Annotated in this window: 15 protein-coding genes; 8 read left to right on the top strand and 7 right to left on the bottom strand. The window is 62.8% G+C overall.

Features of this window, described 5'->3' with window-relative positions; genetic code table 11:
* Positions 1 to 52: 52 nt before the first annotated feature.
* Positions 53 to 2,395, top strand: a complete 2,343-nt coding sequence (locus NKH54_RS07780; protein ID WP_023684019.1) for a response regulator — start codon at positions 53 to 55, stop codon at positions 2,393 to 2,395.
* On the opposite strand, the gene NKH54_RS07775 is transcribed toward NKH54_RS07780, so the two are convergent.
* From NKH54_RS07775 to NKH54_RS07750, 6 genes are all read right to left on the bottom strand, one after another.
* Positions 2,396 to 3,148 (bottom strand): Stf0 family sulfotransferase, encoded by a 753-nt coding sequence (locus tag NKH54_RS07775; RefSeq protein ID WP_023684020.1) that lies wholly within the window; start codon positions 3,146 to 3,148, stop codon positions 2,396 to 2,398.
* 80 nt (positions 3,149 to 3,228) lie between these two features.
* A complete protein-coding gene (locus tag NKH54_RS07770) occupies positions 3,229 to 4,359 on the bottom strand; it encodes a sterol desaturase family protein (protein ID WP_031199373.1) in 1,131 nt (376 codons plus the stop codon).
* A gap of 172 nt (positions 4,360 to 4,531) precedes the next feature.
* Positions 4,532 to 5,083, bottom strand: coding sequence for a chloramphenicol phosphotransferase CPT family protein (locus NKH54_RS07765; RefSeq protein WP_353027972.1), 552 nt, complete (start codon positions 5,081 to 5,083; stop codon positions 4,532 to 4,534).
* A gap of 14 nt (positions 5,084 to 5,097) precedes the next feature.
* A complete protein-coding gene (locus tag NKH54_RS07760; protein ID WP_353027971.1) occupies positions 5,098 to 5,955 on the bottom strand; it encodes a transglycosylase SLT domain-containing protein in 858 nt (285 codons plus the stop codon).
* 3 nt (positions 5,956 to 5,958) lie between these two features.
* Complete coding sequence (ispG, locus tag NKH54_RS07755) at positions 5,959 to 7,212, bottom strand: flavodoxin-dependent (E)-4-hydroxy-3-methylbut-2-enyl-diphosphate synthase (protein WP_353027970.1); 1,254 nt, start codon at positions 7,210 to 7,212, stop codon at positions 5,959 to 5,961.
* A gap of 287 nt (positions 7,213 to 7,499) precedes the next feature.
* A complete protein-coding gene (locus tag NKH54_RS07750; RefSeq protein ID WP_023684024.1) occupies positions 7,500 to 7,679 on the bottom strand; it encodes a YdcH family protein in 180 nt (59 codons plus the stop codon).
* A gap of 239 nt (positions 7,680 to 7,918) precedes the next feature.
* On the opposite strand from NKH54_RS07750, the gene NKH54_RS07745 reads away from it, so the two are divergent.
* Positions 7,919 to 8,122, top strand: coding sequence for a YdcH family protein (locus NKH54_RS07745; protein ID WP_023673103.1), 204 nt, complete (start codon positions 7,919 to 7,921; stop codon positions 8,120 to 8,122).
* Positions 8,123 to 8,146: 24 nt separating this feature from the next.
* Here the strand turns inward: NKH54_RS07745 and NKH54_RS07740 are convergent, their stop codons facing one another.
* The gene (locus NKH54_RS07740) at positions 8,147 to 8,962 is read right to left on the bottom strand and encodes an IclR family transcriptional regulator (protein WP_353027969.1); all 816 of its coding nucleotides are present in this window, start codon (positions 8,960 to 8,962) and stop codon (positions 8,147 to 8,149) included.
* Between the two features lie 155 nt (positions 8,963 to 9,117).
* Between NKH54_RS07740 and NKH54_RS07735 the strand changes: the two genes are divergently transcribed.
* From NKH54_RS07735 to NKH54_RS07710, 6 genes are all read left to right on the top strand, one after another.
* A complete protein-coding gene (locus NKH54_RS07735; protein ID WP_023673105.1) occupies positions 9,118 to 9,948 on the top strand; it encodes a transporter substrate-binding protein in 831 nt (276 codons plus the stop codon).
* Between the two features lie 69 nt (positions 9,949 to 10,017).
* A complete protein-coding gene (locus NKH54_RS07730) occupies positions 10,018 to 10,683 on the top strand; it encodes an amino acid ABC transporter permease (RefSeq protein WP_023693641.1) in 666 nt (221 codons plus the stop codon).
* Between the two features lies 1 nt (position 10,684).
* Positions 10,685 to 11,335 carry an amino acid ABC transporter permease gene (locus tag NKH54_RS07725; RefSeq protein WP_023754124.1) on the top strand — a complete coding sequence of 217 codons (651 nt, stop codon included), beginning with the start codon at positions 10,685 to 10,687 and terminating at the stop codon, positions 11,333 to 11,335.
* 4 nt (positions 11,336 to 11,339) lie between these two features.
* A complete protein-coding gene (locus NKH54_RS07720; protein WP_353027968.1) occupies positions 11,340 to 12,134 on the top strand; it encodes an amino acid ABC transporter ATP-binding protein in 795 nt (264 codons plus the stop codon).
* A 117-nt stretch (positions 12,135 to 12,251) separates the two neighbouring features.
* Positions 12,252 to 12,713, top strand: coding sequence for a RidA family protein (locus NKH54_RS07715; RefSeq protein ID WP_023673109.1), 462 nt, complete (start codon positions 12,252 to 12,254; stop codon positions 12,711 to 12,713).
* Between the two features lie 20 nt (positions 12,714 to 12,733).
* Complete coding sequence (locus tag NKH54_RS07710) at positions 12,734 to 13,939, top strand: aminotransferase class V-fold PLP-dependent enzyme (RefSeq protein WP_353027967.1); 1,206 nt, start codon at positions 12,734 to 12,736, stop codon at positions 13,937 to 13,939.
* The last annotated feature ends 47 nt before the right edge of the window (positions 13,940 to 13,986 follow it).

Raw genomic sequence — 13,986 nt, 5'->3', positions numbered from 1 at the left:
AATCAAGCGTAATCCCGACCGTTAAAATGATGCGTATGTGTTGGGGTTGCGCATGCCGGAATATTCTTTCTTCATCCGCTCGATCCGGATCCGCTACATCTCGGGATTGCTCATCTTTGCGCTGGCTTCCACCGCGGTGATGTTTGCGCTCAATCGCGTCAATTCCTTCCGCCACGACATCGACGCGCTGAGCAGCAATCTCGTCGTCTTCACCCGCGACCTGCGCAACGCCTCCAGCTTTGCCGAAACCGCCAGCACGACCTGGCGCACCGAAACCCGTGACGGCCTTGCCGCCGCCGCGCGCGGCCATTCGCAACGCCTGACCAGCGAGATCGAAACACTGTCCGCGGAGTTGGCCGCGATCAAGCCGAGCCTATCGGCCAAAACGCTGGACGAACTCTCGTCGGCCGCCGTCAACGGCGACCTGTTCTGGTCGTCGCGCGACATCGTGCGCAACTTCAACCTGATGTCGGCGGCGCAACAGACCGACGAATGGAGTTCGCGCGAAATCCTCAACCAGAACGACCTGTTCGTCCAGCCGATGCTGGTGCGTGTGCGTACCGCCATGGATGGCGAACGCCATCTGGCCGACGCCTCCAGCGACAGGCTGCTGTTGTGGGCAAGCGGCCTTCTGTTCGCGGTTCTTGCCATCGTTGCCCTCTGGATCTTCCGGCCGATGGAAAAGGCGATCCGCCGCGCCTTCACCGAATCCGCCGCATCCTTGTTCAAGGCCGAAGCGGCCGACCGCGCCAAATCGGAATTCCTGGCCAATATGAGCCATGAGATCCGCACGCCGATGAATGGCGTGCTGGGCATGGCCGAACTGCTCGCCAAGACCGAGCTTAACGCGCGCCAGAAGACCTTCACCGAAGTCATCGTCAAGTCCGGCAATGCGCTGCTCACCATCATCAACGACATCCTCGATTTCTCCAAGATCAATGCCGGTCAGCTGACGCTCGATCCTGCACCCTTCCGGCTTGCCGAAGCGGTCGAGGACGTGGCCACACTGGTGTCGGCGCGCGTCGCCGAAAAGAACCTCGAGCTGATCGTGCGTGTCGACCCGCGCCTGCCTGCCCATGTCGTCGGCGATGCCGGACGGTTTCGTCAGATCGTCACCAATCTGCTCGGCAATGCGGTGAAGTTCACCGAGAAGGGCCATGTGCTGATCGATGTCGGCGGCGAGGTGGTCGACGGCATCGTCCAGCTCAAGGTCCGCGTCGAGGACACAGGCATCGGCATTCCTGCCGAGAAGCTCGAGAACGTGTTCGAGAAATTCGCGCAGGTCGACGGCTCGTCGACGCGCCGCCATGAAGGCACCGGCCTCGGCCTTGCCATCGCCGCCCGCCTCATCGACCTGATGGGCGGCAAGATCGGCGTCGAAAGCGAGATCGGCCGCGGCTCGGTGTTCTGGTTCGCCGTGCCGCTGCCGGCGCATCAGCAGGACACGCGCAACGAGATCGTGCCGGTCGATGTCACCGGCGCCCGCGTGCTGGTCATCGACGACAACCCGGTCAACCGCGAGATCTTGCTGGAGCAGCTCAGAAGCTGGAGCTTCGACTGCGCGGCCGCCGAAAGCGGCGCCGTCGGCCTCGCCTTTCTAGACCGGGCCAGCCAACTCGGTGCTGCGGTCGACTGCATCATCCTCGACTACCAGATGCCCGGCATGAACGGCGCCGATGTCGCCAAGGCGATTTCCGCCGACAGCCGTCTCTCCGCCATCCCGGTGGTGCTGCTGACCTCCGTCGACCAGGTCGATTTCGGCAAGATGGTCATCGATTTCGGCATCGCCGCGCATCTCACCAAGCCGGCGCGCTCGGCCATCCTGCTCGGCACCGTCATCTCGGCCATCCAGAAAGCGCGGGCCCAGATCGGCAAGGCCCAGTTCGTTCGCGAGCCTGTCGTTCCGCAGGCGGCACCCGTGACGCCACCCGCCTTCACCGTCATTCGCGGCCCGGCAATTCCGGCGGCCACAGTGCCTGAATCGATCGCCACGCCAAACGGCCCGATCGATATTCTGATCGCCGAGGACAATGACGTGAACCAGCTGGTGTTCGGCCAAATCCTCAATGGGCTTGGCCTCAGCTACCGCATCGCCAGCAATGGCCGCACGGCCGTCGAGATGTACCGGGCGCTGCGGCCGAAGCTGATCCTCATGGACGTCTCCATGCCGGAGATGAACGGCTACGAGGCGACCCGCGCCATCCGGGCGGCGGAGGCAGCGAGTGGCAATCACACACCAATCATCGGCGTCACCGCGCACGCACTGAAGGGCGACCGCGACAAATGTATCGAGTCCGGAATGGACGACTATCTGCCTAAGCCGGTGTCGCCCGACCGCCTCGGCAGCAAGATCGGCACATGGCTCAGCGAAACGGTCGCGGTAAAGAGGGCTTGATCAAATCGCCGCGTCCAGACGATAGCGGCGCATCCAGTCCAGACTAATTTCGTCCGAGAGCTTGGCGACGCCCGGCTTTACGTCGGCGGCATTCGGCGCCGGAACGCCCAGGGCCTTGCAGATGGATGCCAATGCCGCTGCCGGATCGCCTGACAGGCGCTCATAGCCGATGCGCAGCGGGACGATCCCCTGCTCCGCGAACCAGACGTTCCAGCCCGCGTCATAGGCTTCGAGTTCGGCAAGCTCGCGCTGGATCCGCTTGAAATCGTAGCGGGGTTCCTGCGGCGGTGCGACTCGTTCGATCTCGGTTCCGTCGGGCGCGATGTGCCAAAGCCCGGTCTGCTCGGCCTTGATCAGCGACACCGCCTGCGCCAGCTTGTTTTCGCGCGAAAGATGGATGTAGAGGACCCGCCCGAAGGCCTTTTCAAAGCGTGCTTTGTCCGATGGCAGGTCTGGGTAGATCCGGTCGAGGATTGCCGAGAGTTCATCCAGGTTTTCCCGCATCAGGCGCAAGCCGAAGACGCCCGTTCCGCCCCTTCCCGCGCTGATTGCCGCACCGAGATAGGCGAGGTCGAAATCATGCGCGCTCATCGTCTCGGGATGCGGCAATTTCCACTCTTCGGCCCATTCCGCCTTGTCCTGCCGCCGGTAGAACGAGTGCGGATCGCCGGCTGTTTTCGTCGAGGCCAGAAGGCCGCACAGCAAGGTGCTTCCGGTTCTCGGCGTGCCGCAGATTACGTAGCCGTCACGCATCTCGGGGCTCTGTCGCTTGTCATGGATTGGGCTAACCTCGCCAGGCGCGGTGACACGCGCGCTTCGCGAAGGACTCCAGTCTAGCCGCGCCGGAAGGGATAGAGGAATTGCTGCCAGTATCCGTTCGGAACGGGATGTCCGTGAATGCCGTAGCCGTTCGGCCAGCGCCCTTCGGGCATATGGTGGGTACCGAACAGCCGGTCGAGCAGCGGGAAATGGATGGCGAAGTTTACGTCGATCGCTTCTTTCTCGAGGCCGTGATGCCAGTGGTGGTAACGCGGCGACACCAGCACCTTTTCGACTGGACCGAAACTGGTTCCGATGTTGGAATGGATGAAAGACGAATAGACGTAGACGATCAATATATACGTCTGGATAGCCGATTCATCGAACCCCAGCACGAACATCGGGGTGGCCGTCAGGCTGCGCAGCACGATGATTTCCAGGAAATGCATGCGCGCACCGGCAATCCAGTCCATCGACTTGGCGGAATGGTGCACGGCATGGAACTTCCACAGCCAGGGAATGCGATGAAAGGCCCGATGCACCCAATACTGGGCAAGGTCGGTCAGGAACATTACCGCCAGCAGTTGCACCAGCCACGGCAAGTCGTGGACCCAGGCGCGCACCGAACCAAGGGCGCCCTGTGCATTGACGAAGTTGGACGGCGCCAAGGTCAGGTAGGTCAAAATCTGCACCAGCAGCGATGAGACCAGATAGTAGAACAGGTCCTCGCGCCATTCGTCGCGGAACACGGTCTGATCCTTGTTGCGCGCGAAAAGACGTTCGAGCGGAACGAACAGCACACCCATGAACAGGGCGTTCAGGATGAAGAAATCAAGCCCGAAGAACACCCCTTCGATGTGCAGTTGATGTCGCACCGGAAGCATGCCGACCAGCGACGCCAGCAGCACAGTGAACATGGCTGCCGCGCCGAGCGTCTTTTGCCTGCGCAGCGTCATGCTGAGGATCGCCAGGATATAGCCGGAGATGAGGACGAAATAGAGCACCGGCTTGAAGAACAGCATCTGGTGGATGGGGGCCAGATCCGGCATCGATGTAAGCGACGGGTAGCGCAGCACGATGACCATCAGCAGGGCGGTGACCCCGGCAAGCAAGCCAATCGAGCCGGACAGCCAGCCAGAACCGAACGGCCGTTTGGCGCGCGGCGTTTCAAGTTCACTTACAACGCGTCTAAGGAAATTTGCCAACCCCCTATGCCCCCGCCTTTTTGACGATCGCAAAAGCTCTCGTCGAGATATCGACCTCTTTTGCTACAGCAGGGCTCATTAATATTTAATCGCCACGACCCTGCACATGACGGGTGACTATCGCTTTTGGGCGATTGGAAGAGCTATGATTGCAACAAAAGAACACCGGCCACTATAGTCGGAATCTTTCCTGGATGCGACGGGCGCATTCAAGCGGCGTCAGCCGGCTGGTGTCGACTTCGAGGTCGTAGTCTATGCCGTTGTGGACGCGTCCATATTGCCAGCGCGCCAGGCCCGGCAGCCTGTCGGCGCGCGCGGCCTCGCGCGCTTCCAGCACCTCCAGCGGCGCCATGACGCCGACCAGATGCAGGTCAAAGCTCGACAGCAACTCGACATACTCCGCTATCTCTTCATCGAAGATCACGTCGTCGACGATGAGATTGTTGCCTTGCCCGGCCATGGCGGCGATAGCATGGCGCATGCCGCGCATGGTTCGTGCGCCGACCGGTCCGCTCCTGATCACCACCGACGGCCTGCCGTCTTCCAGCACCGTCTCAAAGGAAAACCCGTCGGCATGATCCTGCAGCGCCGGCGGCAGCATGTCGATGAAAGCATCCATCTGGACATGCAGGAAGGGCTCGGTGGCGATCGTTTGCAGCGCCCTGGCGATCGAGCTTTTGCCGGCGCTGCCGACGCCATTGAGCAGGACGATTTTGGCCGTCATGTCGCCCCCTCGGCCTATCGGTTGCGCACGACGATACAGGCGCCGCCGACGCTTTGCAGTTTCTGGCAGATGACGTTGGCGGCGGCGCGGTCGTCGACACCGATCCTGACGGCGTAGATGCCGCGTCGGCCGATCGGCGTGCGCACCCGGCTGACCACCGGGTCACGACCGGAAAGCAGCGCCGGAAACCGGCTCCTGACCCGCAGCCACTGATTGATCGCAGCTCCCCTGCGGAAATTGCCGGCCACCTGGACGCCCCATGGCTTCACATTGATCGACGCCATCGCCACGGTTCTCGACATGATCACCGGCAGCTTGCGGCAGGCGACGGCAAAGCTGGTTTTCCCGTCGAGCGGCTCGATCGTTCCGGCGTAGGCGCTGTCGGAGAACTTGTCGGCCGGTTCGCCCATGATGTCGAAGACGTAGCTCTCAGTCTCCATCGGCAGGAAACCGCCGGAACCCAGCCAGCGCGAAACGCGGCTCTCGCCGGCATTGTAGGCAGCCGCCGCCAGGCCGAGATTGCCGAAGCCGGTCTTCATTTCGGCGAGATATTTCGCCGAAGCCGGGATCGCCTGCTCGATGTCGAAAGGATCGGCCAGCCCGCGCATCTTGGCGGTGCCCGGCATGAACTGGGCGATGCCTTCGGCACCGACCGGGCTAACCGCATTGGGATCGAAGCGGCTTTCTTTCCAGATCAGCCGGGCGAAGTAATCCTTCGGCAGACCGTTCCGCTCGGCATGCGTCTCGATCAGGTCACAGACACGGCCGATCAATCGTTTCGCCGCCGAGCGCGATTGCGGTGGATCGGCAAGTGCCTGTCCGGCACTCAGCCCGCAGAGCAGGATCACACCGGCTTTGAGCAGCCCCCGCATGGCTCATTCGGCCGCGGCTTTGCGGTGCTGGCCAAACCGCCGCTCGATATAGTCGGCAACCATTTTTTCGAAATCGGCGGCGATCGACGGACCGCGCAGCGTCGCCGACTTCTTGCCGTCGACGAAGACGGGTGCGGTCGGCGTCTCGCCGGTGCCGGGCAGCGAGATGCCGATATCGGCGTGCTTGGATTCGCCGGGGCCGTTGACGATGCAGCCCATCACCGCGACCTTGAGGTTCTCGACGCCGGGAAATTTCTCCCGCCAGACCGGCATGTTCTTGCGCAAATCGGCCTGGATGTTCTGGGCGAGCTCCTGGAACACGGTGGAGGTCGTGCGACCGCAGCCGGGGCAAGCGGCGACGATCGGCACGAACTGACGGAAGCCCATGGTCTGCAGCAGTTCCTGCGAGACCTGCACCTCGCGCGTGCGGTCGCCATTCGGCTCCGGCGTCAGCGAGATGCGGATGGTGTCGCCAATGCCTTGCTGCAAGAGGATGCCCATGGCAGCCGACGAGGCGACGATGCCCTTGGATCCCATGCCGGCTTCGGTGAGGCCAAGATGCAGCGCATGGTTGGAGCGCGTGGCAAGCTCGGTATAGACTGCGATCAAATCCTGCACGCCACTGACCTTGGCCGACAGGATGATCTTTTCGCGGGCGAGGCCTATCTCTTCGGCCATTTCGGCCGACAGGATCGCCGACTGCACGATCGCTTCGCGGGTTACTTCCTGCGCCGTCAGCGGAAAGCCTTGGCGCTGGTTCTCGTCCATCAGCCGGGTGAGCAGCTCCTGATCGAGCGACCCCCAATTGACGCCGATGCGCACCGGCTTGTCATGCCTGATCGCCATTTCGACGATCGCTGCGAACTGGCGGCCCTTCTTGTCCTTGAAGCCGACATTGCCGGGATTGATGCGGTATTTGGCCAGCGCCTCGGCGCAGGCTGGATGGTCGGCCAGCAGCTTGTGGCCGATATAGTGGAAGTCGCCGACCAGCGGCACATTGATGCCGAGCCGCTCGAGCCGTTCGCGGATGCGCGGCACGGCGGCGGCGCTCTCGTCACGATCGACGGTGATGCGCACGATCTCGGAGCCAGCGCGATGCAAAGCCGCAACCTGCGCGACGGTTTGGTCGATATCGGCCGTGTCGGTGTTGGTCATCGACTGCACGACGACCGGCGCGCCGCCGCCGACGACCACGCCGCCGACATCGACGCCGACCGATGTCCGGCGCGCAAAGGGGGAGGAAAAATACCCGGTCATGCCGGCAGCCTCTTGATCACCCGAGCGACACACGTCCACGTCGACGCACGCTCAATCAGCTATCAGCGCATAGCGCTGAGGTTCGGGCATGAGGTGGAGGAGCAAAGATGGCTTGTCAATGGCGACAGACAAGCAGAGCCGCCAAATCGCAGCAGCGCGGCGACCCCACAGACGGGTTTCACCGGCCAACAGTATCGGAATCAGTAGCAAAAACAGGCCTCCGGCGGCATGTCGCCACCGGAGCGATAGTCACGCGCCAAGGCGGCGCGTCTAATCCTGGAAGGGCGTCAGTGTCTCGTCGGTTTCGCCTTCAGTTTTTCAATCTCGTCCTTGAGTGCCAGCTTGCGTCGCTTCAGATTCACGATTTCGAGGTCGTCGACCGATGGATGGTTCATCGCATCGTCGATCTCGCGTTCGATATCACCGTGTTTCCGCTGCAACTCATCAAGATGGGATGCAAGAGACATGATTGGTTCTCCCTTTCATGGTTTCCTCGATTGCAGCCGTCAAAGGCACGTCCACCGCAGGTCGCATCTGTGACGGCACCATGACAGTCTGCCACCATCCGGCTGCGATGTCGAATGCTGCGTGGTAGCATTCCACGACAATGTGATATGTGATATTGGCTGCGCGCCGGCGGCAATTGATGCCGCCCCCGCCCAATCATGCCCATTGCCGGGCGCCGCAGACATGCAGACGGTAGAGAATGTCCGACCAGGAAAAGGCCGATGTCCGCCTCGAATTTTCCCGCCTGAAGCAGGAGCATGCCGATTTCGACGCGGCCATCAATGCGATGATCGCCATGGGCTGCGACCCCTTGCAGATCCAGCGCATGAAGAAGAAGAAGCTTTTCCTCAAGGACCGGCTGATGGCGCTGGAAGACAAGATCATTCCGGACATCATCGCTTAGCCGACGGCCTCGGGGCCTAACTGCTCACCCCGCTATCGACAGCCGCGCCGCGCGATGGCGCAGCAACGTCAGCAATTCGTCGGTCTTCTCCGCTGAAGTGTCGATCGGCACCACCAGGCACATCGTCGCCTCGACCTTGCCGGCGGCCGCGAAGACAGGGGCGGCCAGGCATTTGGTGTAGGCGTCGACCAGCCCCGAAGTGATGCAATAGCCGGTCGTTCTGGCCGTCGCGATATCGGCAATGAAGTCGTCGAACTGCAGCCTGCGGCCGTCGGGCAGCAAAAGGTCGTCTTCCGAGACCATGTCCTGGATGGCGGCCCTTTCCAATCCGGCCAGAAGCAGCCGCCCCGATGCCGTCCATGGCAGCGGGATCTGCAGGCCGGTGGCCGAGCTGATGCGGAACGGCCTGGTGCCGGGGCTGGAATGGACGATGGTATAGCGCCCGCTTTGCAGCATGCACAATTCGGAGGTCTCGCTGGTCTCGCGCGACAGATTGTCGACCTCCTGCCGGCCCCGCCTAAGCAGGTCGTTGCCCCTCACATAGTCCATTCCATAGAGGTAGAGCTTCTTGCCGAAATAGACCCGGTTGCCGTCGCCCTCCATCTCCAGGAGACCCGCATCGACCAGCGAACGCACCAGCGTATAGGTGGTGGAGCGCGGCGCATTCACCCCCTTGGCGAGATCGCCAATGCCGATGGCGCGCTGCGTAGCATGCAGGAAGTCCAGGATCTCCAGCACCCGGTTGAGGCCCTTCTCGCGCGAGCCGGAGGTCTTGTCGGGCGTCGGGCTCTCGGCTGGACCAAGCTCCGCCCGATCCGTGAGTCCATTGCTATCTTGCATAACTGATTCCTGATGTTAGTATCTGTCTTGTATAGGATACATATGTCTATTGTAAGAGACAATTCAGGTCGGCGACACGTGTGTCTGTAGGGGAACTCAAACAACAGGAGGTCGCAGTGAACGACGCATCCAAGCGAGATTTTCTGAAACTGGGCATGGCCGGGCTTGCAACGGCGGGCGTGATGACCGCTGTCAGCGCCGAAAAGGCGGCGGCACAAGCCGCATCCGACAGCGTTCTGCGCACCGCGCTTGACCGCGGCAAGCTGATCGTCGGCACCGGCAGCACCAACGCGCCATGGCATTTCGAAAACGATGCCGGCGAGCTAGTCGGCATGGACATCACCATGGGCCGCATTCTGGCCAAGGGCCTGTTCGACGATCCGAGCAAGGTCGAGTTCGTCATGCAGGATCCGGCGCAGCGCATCCCCAATGTCACCACCAACAAGGTCGACATTACCATCCAGTTCATGACCATGACCGCGCAGCGCTCGCAGCTGATCCACTTCTCCAGGCCATACTATGTCGAGGGCGTCGCCCTGCTGACGCTGCCGACGGCGGAAAACAAGACCTTCGACAAGCTGCTCGCCGGTGGTTCGGCGACGCGCATCTCGATCCTGCAGAATGTCGATGCCGAAAGCTCGGTCCATTACGCCCTGCCGGAGGCGCAGGTGCTGCAGATCGACACCCAGGCCAATGTGCTGCAGGCACTGGAATCGAAACGCGCCGATGCCGCCGCTGTCGATCTTTCAACCGTGCGCTGGCTGGCCTCGCGCAACCCCGACAAATATTTCGATGCCGGCAAGAGCTGGTACTCGATGCTCTACGGCGCGGCCGTCAGGCAGGGCGACCTGGACTGGCTGACGTTCGTCAACCAGACCTTCACCATCGCTATGTTCGGCCATGAGACCGCACTCTACGACGCCGCCTTCAAGGACTATTTCGGCCAGGAGCCGCCGGCCCGCCATCCGGGTTTCCCGGTTGTCTGACAAGTGCTGGCGGAAGGGTTAGCCCTTCCGCCTTATAGGTGGCATCCCCTTGGTTATTGCGGGAGACGCATGGGCTATACGCTCAACTTCAACCTGATCTGGCGCCATTTCGACAAGCTGTGGGGCGGCCTTCTGCTCAGCCTCGAGCTTGCCGTGATTTCGATTGCCATCGGCGTCGTCATCGGCCTGGTGCTGGCGGTCTGGTATGTCTCGGCCGGACGCGTGGTGCGCGCCATCATTGCGGCTTACGTCGAATTCATCCGCAACGTGCCGCTGATCCTGCTCGTCTATCTCGTCTTCTACGGCCTGCCGACGGTGATCGACGTCGCCTACGACGCGCCGACCTCGTTCGTGCTGACGCTGTCGGTCTATAGCGGCGCCTATCTGGTCGAGGTGTTCCGCTCCGGCCTGGAAGCCGTGCCGCGCGGCCAGCTCGATGCCGGCAAAGCCATCGGCCTGACGCCCTGGCAGCGGCTGGTTCATGTGCGCCTGCCGACCATGCTGCGCATCACGCTGCCGGCGCTGTCCAACACCTTCATCTCGCTGTTCAAGGACACGTCGATCGCCTCGGTGATCTCGGTGCCCGAGCTCACCTTCGGCGCCCAGTGGATCAACTTCAACACCTTCCGCATTGTCGAGGTCTATCTGGTGACGACGGCGATGTACCTGGTGACCGGCTACACCCTACTCTTCGGGCTGCGGCTGGTCGAACGCCGGTTCAGGGCTGCGCGCTGACATGCTGAGCCAGATCCTCTACGCCGTACCGTTCCTCGCCCAGGGCTTCGCCATCACCTTGTGGGTGTCGCTGCTGGTCGTGGTGCTGTCGCTGATTGCCGGCGTCGCGCTCGGCGTCGGCCTGGTCTACGGCCCGGCGCCGGTGCGCTGGGCCGTGCGCATCTTCTCCGACACCATCCGCGGCATCCCGATCCTGGTGCTGATGTTCTTCGTCTATTACGGCCTGCCGGCCATCGGCCTGCATCTGCAATCCTTCTCGGCGGCGGTGTTGGCGCTCACCTTGTTCAAGACCGCGCAGGTCATTGAGTATCTCCGCGGCGCCGTCGGCTCCATTCCCAAAGGGCAGTCCGAGGCGGCGATGGCGATTGGGCTGACTTTTCGCCAGCGGCTCACCTACGTCATCTTTCCGCAGGCCTTCCGGCGCTTCCTGCCGCCCTGGATCAACGGCGTCACCGATGCGGTCAAGGGCAGCGCCCTGGTCTCGCTGCTCGGCATCACCGACCTGATGCAGGCGATCAACCAGGTCATCGGCCGCACCTATGAGGCGATGCCGCTCTACATCCTCGGCGCCTTGATCTATTTCGCCGTCAACTATGCGCTTTCCTACGCCAGCCGGCGGCTGGAACGGCGCTTTGCCTTCATCCGGGACTAGCACGATGGCCACAAGCTCGAACGACAATGCTGCCCTTCTCGACGTTGCCGGGGTCTCGAAAGCCTTTGGTTCGGTCGAGGTGCTTCGCGCGGTCAGCCTCAAGGTGGACAGGGGCGAGGTGGTCACCGTCATCGGCCCTTCCGGCAGCGGCAAAACCACCCTGCTGCGCTGCGTCAACTTTCTCGAAAGCTACGACTCAGGCTCGATCAGAATCGACGGCAAGGAGGTCGGTTTTCGTGAGGTCGGCGCGCGCAAGCGGCGCAGCGAGCGCGACCTTGCCAATATGCGCGCCGAAACCGGCATGGTGTTCCAGAGCTTCAACCTGTTTCCGCACCTCACCGCCGCCGGCAACATCATGCTCGGCCTCACCAAGGTGCGCGGCAAGAGCAAGGCCGAGGCGCGCCAGATCGCCGAGCATTGGCTGAGCCGCGTCGGCCTCGCCCACAAGGCCGACAGCCTGCCGGCGGAACTCTCCGGCGGCCAGCAGCAGCGCGTCGGCATAGCGCGGGCAGTCGCCATGGAGCCGAAGATCCTGCTGCTCGACGAGATCACCTCCGCGCTCGATCCCGAACTGGTCGGCGAGGTGCTGGCCGTTGTGCGCAGCCTGGCCGAAGACGGCATGACCATGGTGATGGTCACGCACGAGATGGCCTTTGCCCGCGACGCTTCGAGCCGCATTGTCTTCATGGCCGATGGCGGTGTCAGCGCTGTTGGCCCGCCGAAGGAGATCCTTGCCGAAGAGACCACCAATGAGCGCCTGCGCTCTTTCCTGGCGCGCTTCCGCGCCTCGCATTTCTGACATGGGCGGCCCAAAGCAATTCCAGGAAAAGTGTAAGCGGTTTTCCCGGGAAAAGCGCGAAGCGCTTTGCCTTGGGAATTGCGTAAAACAACAGGCCGGCCCAAGGAGAATTCTTACATGACGCCTTACATCCGGCTCGCCGAACTCGGCCTGACGCTGCCCGAGCCGCCGACGCCGATCGCCAATTTCGTCACCCATGCGGAAAGCGGCCGGCTGATCTTTCTTTCGGGTCAAGGGCCGTTGCGCGCCGACGGCACGCTGTGCACCGGCAAGGTCGGCGAGGACGTCACCGTCGAGCAGGCCTATGAGCATGCCCGCCTCACCGGCCTCAACCTGCTCGCCGTCATGCACGCCGCCGCCGGCGATCTCGGCCGCATCGTGCGCGTCGTCAAATTGCTCGGCTTCGTCAATGCGACGCCGACCTTCAGCGACCACCCGAAAGTGGTCAATGGCTGCTCGGACCTGTTCGCCAGCGTCTTCGACAAGATTGGGGGCCATGCCCGCTCGGCGATCGGGGTCGGCTCGCTGCCTGGAAACATCACCGTCGAAATCGAAGCGGTCGTCGAGATCGCCGCCTGACCGTCAAGGGATTGCTGAACATGAAAACCTATTCCGACACCGGCTCCAACACCACGATCCGTGAACGACTGGGACTGAGGCCGATCATCAACGTCTCCGGCACGATGACGACGCTCGGCGCCTCGATCATCGTTCCCGAGGCGATCAGCGCCATGGCCGAGATCGCCTCGCAATGGGTGGAGATGGACGATCTGCAGCGCGCCGCAAGCGTGATCACCGCCCGCCTCACCGGCAGCGAGGCCGGCTTCATCACCGCCTGCTGCGCCTCAGGCATCACAATGGCGATCGCCGGGGCGATGACCGGCACCAATTTGCTGGCGATCGAACGGCTGCCCGACGATACCGAAGGGCTGAAGTCCGAAGTCGTCATCCAGCTCGGCCATATCGTCAATTACGGCGCACCGATCGACCAGTCGATCCGCGTCGCCGGCGCCAAGGTCATTCCGGCTGGCACGGTCAGCGTCACGCAGGATTATCATGTGCGCGAGGCTATCAACGAGCGCACGGCGGCGGCGCTCTACGTCGTGGCGCACCACACCGTGCAATACGGCATGCTTTCCCTCGAGGAATTCTGCGATATCTGCCACGCCAGGGGCGTGCCGGTGATCGTCGACGCGGCTTCCGAATATGATCTGCGCAGCTTCCTGGCGCGCGGCGCCGACATCGTCGTCTACAGCGGCCACAAATTCCTTTCGGGGCCGACCAGCGGCATCGTCGCCGGCCGCAAGGATCTCGTCCGCGCCGCCTATCTGCAAAACCGTGGCGTCGCCCGCGCCATGAAGGTCGGCAAGGAAAGCATCGCCGGCACGATGGCGGCGCTCGAAGCCTGGGAAAAGCGCGACCATGCCGGCATCCGCCGACGCGAGGAAGCGGCGCTTCATCTGTGGGAGGACGCACTGCAGGGCCTGCCCGGCATCGTAGCAAACATCATTCCCGACCCGACCGCCAATCCACTTGACCGGCTGCAGATCTTCGTCTCGTCCGAAAGTCGCTTCAGTGCCGCCGGCCTCGCCTCGGCATTGGCGGCAGGATCGCCGCCCATCATCGTGCGCAACCACGAGGTCGAGCGTGGCCATTTCTTCCTCGACCCGTGCAACCTGCACCCAGGCGAGGCCGAGATCGTCGCCGAACGCCTCCGCGCCGTGCTCACCGCGGCCGACAGGCCGGCGGATGCGATGAGACAGCCGCGAAAGGATTCATCCGGCGCCCTGCGCTGGCCGGACTAGGCTGCGGCGGCCGCCATCCTTGCGGGCCAGCCCGAATTCCGCTAAGG

It is taken from the genome of Mesorhizobium sp. M1004 (assembly GCF_040318795.1).
In the GTDB taxonomy this organism is placed as follows: Bacteria; Pseudomonadota; Alphaproteobacteria; order Rhizobiales; family Rhizobiaceae; genus Mesorhizobium.
The sequence above is the reverse complement of the archived record's forward strand: the minus strand, read 5'-3'. Positions and strand labels throughout refer to the sequence as shown.